Source organism: Legionella sp. km772, assembly GCF_003989735.1.
Taxonomy (GTDB): domain Bacteria; phylum Pseudomonadota; class Gammaproteobacteria; order Legionellales; family Legionellaceae; genus Legionella.
On sequence record NZ_RZGQ01000272.1, the window covers coordinates 1 to 2646 of the forward strand.

Consider the following 2646-nt stretch of genomic DNA (forward strand, 5'->3'; position numbering starts at 1 on the left):
AAATCAAATAATCACTATAAAGATCAAGCATATCCATTTAATTCCCTCCCTAAAATTAAGGGCGGAATTCTAATGCTTTTTAGTCAAACTACAAGTTTATGTGCGTAACATGAGTTACTAAGCATTATCGGGGATTTCGGGCTCAACCAACAAAAGCAGTAAATTAAGCGACTGTTGCCAGCCTAAATAGCATTGCTCTACTGGAATCATCTCGGGTATGCCTTCCTGGACGATAATTAGCTCTGTGCCACAACTCACTTTTCTAAGGGTAATAGTGGTTAACATCGTTCCAAGTAAATTCGGATCATCAAATTGATCGCTATATTTTATTAGCTGATTGCTTATAATTTCTAAGTATCGGCCACCGAATGAATGGAGACTGCCTGTCGTTAGGTTTTTAAAAGACATTTTATATTCCCCGCCTACTTGAAACTCCATCTTATGGATTAGACAGGTAAAGCCATAAGGCGGTATCCATTTTGCTAAAGCGTCTGGGGTTTGAAATGCTTGAAAAACTCGCTCTGGGGGCGCATTTATTACTCGGTGTAGATTCACTGTGTTGGGCATTTTTTTCTCCTTAAAAATACTACCTTCCTAATGAGATTATTATCAATGCAGTTCATCATAGTACAGATGGGGTCAAATGCAACCACGCGCTTCACGCTTACTGCTGACGTCCTAATTAATTCTTATTAGTTTTGATTAAGTCCAGAAACTTAATTAGCCACGACCTTATCTGAGCCGCATTTTTTTCGCGGGAATCTGTATTTTAAAAATTAACATGATGAACAATGGTCATCATAAGCAATAGTCTCAAAATCTGTGTTGTCAGCACTAGAGCTTATCATTACGAGGATTGAAAGTAATTTAGTATTGATGCGTTCGCAGAGAACGCGCATCTAAATATTACGCAGTTAAGCCTACTATATTGTCAACATACCGAGCTTTATGTGCGTGATCCAGACAATCTTGCTTGAGATCATGGACTAGAGTACGCGCATAAAGAACGGAATGCAGACTCTTGGGTTACCAACTTTAAACTTAGATGCCTTGGCCTTGATGCTTTTGTGCTAATCTTTTAAAGCCCTTAGCTCCTAGTTATAGTAACGATTTTGTGCCTATTGCGATCTTTGTGCTCCGGCAGAAAGATTTTGTGTGGCTTCAACTGTTTGTTGCACTAAGTCTTGTAAAGCGCTCATGGTTCGTCTTGAACTTCCTTTTTCTAAAGTACTATGAAATTCAATAAGGGCTTTATGCGATTCTTTTTGCAATTTTTCAGGGTCGTTCTCATGTTTTTTAATTAATTCATCTATTTTTTGAGCGAATTTATTAATGCTTGCACTGTGTGCCCCGGTAAAGATAGAAATCGCAGCACGTTGATGGAGAACCTTATTGTTTTTTAAACTATCAGCGATGTTCTTGATATTATTCACTAATATTTCAGGATTGCCCGTTATATAATCTATTTTTTCCCTAAAGTTATTAGTAATAATTCCATGGATGCCATGTTGGGTAGAAGTAAATCGAGCTTGTTCTTTTTTAGAAAGATCCAAATTATGCTCAAAATCTTGGATATGCATATTGCGTAGGTGAAGTAATTGCTTATCATCTACTTTATCAAAATCAGTGTTAAGTAATTGGGGCATAATTTCTCTTAAAAACCCGGTGTTATTGGTCTTTAAAAGTTCGAGGATAACTTGGGATGGTGGGAAGCCATGAAATTGCTCTTCAGTTAAATGGGTGCGGTGATGGTTATTATACATCTTAATTAGCATATCAAAATTACGCCCTAATGCGTTTAAGGCTTGCGTATGAATAGCATTTAGATAACGGCCCACTTTCTTTTTATTTTCATCAATGATGTCACGAGAAAAAGTCATGAAGAGTTCATTTTGAAAAGCATGTAAAGCTTCTTTCTCATTATTATTATTGAGCTTCATATATTGTTGAGTAACCTGCTCAACATCAATAGGCGTATACACTTGGTCATTTGCTTTAGCGACCTTTTCTGATTTTTCATTGGCAAGTTGAACTAGTTCTGTGAAGGTGGTGCGGGTATAAATCTCTTCATAAAGTTCATTTTGTAAGAAAGCAGTGACAAATCCGCTACCAGTTTGATAGTGGGGAAGATAGCGGCTATCGCCATGATTGGAGATAGTAACGTCCGCATGCAAAATTTCGCCGTCTGCCCAAGCCAATTCTTGATCAGGTTTGATGTTGATAACTTCCCCTCGCTCGCCACGAGACGTTGGAAACCGCGAACGTAAAAATTTGTTGACGGGCAAGTCTTGAATGGGCAAATGAGGAAAAACAAGGCTAGCTATGGTGCGTGTGTAATCCGTCACCGCGCTTTCAAAGTCCTCTTTTTTAGTTATGGCCATTAGATGAGCGGGTATTTCAGCTCCGATGTACAGTACATCATTTGAATAGAATACCCTAATTCTAGGGGGGCGCACTAAACTCCATCCGAATTTTTCTAAAGCAGGCTGCCAATTAGTTAAATCTAATGAGCGTTGATCATTTTTTAACTTACTCATGTTACGCACGGTCAATTTTAAGCTGCCATATTTTTAAGCTCCTGCCAAGCAATCTGGTTCGCTCTAAGAATCAATTTGTACTTAATAGCAAAGTGATTTAAATGAGTTT

The 2646-nt window shown here is 38.1% G+C and carries 3 protein-coding genes; 1 reads left to right on the forward strand and 2 read right to left on the reverse strand.

Going from position 1 to position 2646, the window contains the following annotated elements; translation table 11 throughout:
• Positions 1-117: 117 nt before the first annotated feature.
• Both ELY15_RS15090 and ELY15_RS15095 read right to left on the reverse strand, forming a co-directional pair.
• Complete coding sequence (locus tag ELY15_RS15090) at positions 118-567, reverse strand: SRPBCC family protein (protein ID WP_127101473.1); 450 nt, start codon at positions 565-567, stop codon at positions 118-120.
• Between the two features lie 551 nt (positions 568-1118).
• Complete coding sequence (locus tag ELY15_RS15095) at positions 1119-2456, reverse strand: hypothetical protein (protein ID WP_158617517.1); 1338 nt, start codon at positions 2454-2456, stop codon at positions 1119-1121.
• Positions 2457-2506: 50 nt separating this feature from the next.
• On the opposite strand from ELY15_RS15095, the gene ELY15_RS16630 reads away from it, so the two are divergent.
• The gene (locus ELY15_RS16630) at positions 2507-2638 is read left to right on the forward strand and encodes a hypothetical protein (RefSeq protein ID WP_255411128.1); all 132 of its coding nucleotides are present in this window, start codon (positions 2507-2509) and stop codon (positions 2636-2638) included.
• The last annotated feature ends 8 nt before the right edge of the window (positions 2639-2646 follow it).

What these genes read in the sequence shown, in the direction of transcription:
- ELY15_RS15090 (WP_127101473.1), bottom strand. Translation starts at nt 567, where the DNA reads ATGCCCAACACAGTGAATCTACACCGAGTAATAAATGCGCCCCCAGAG.
- ELY15_RS16630 (WP_255411128.1), top strand. Translation starts at nt 2,507, where the DNA reads ATGAGCGTTGATCATTTTTTAACTTACTCATGTTACGCACGGTCAATT.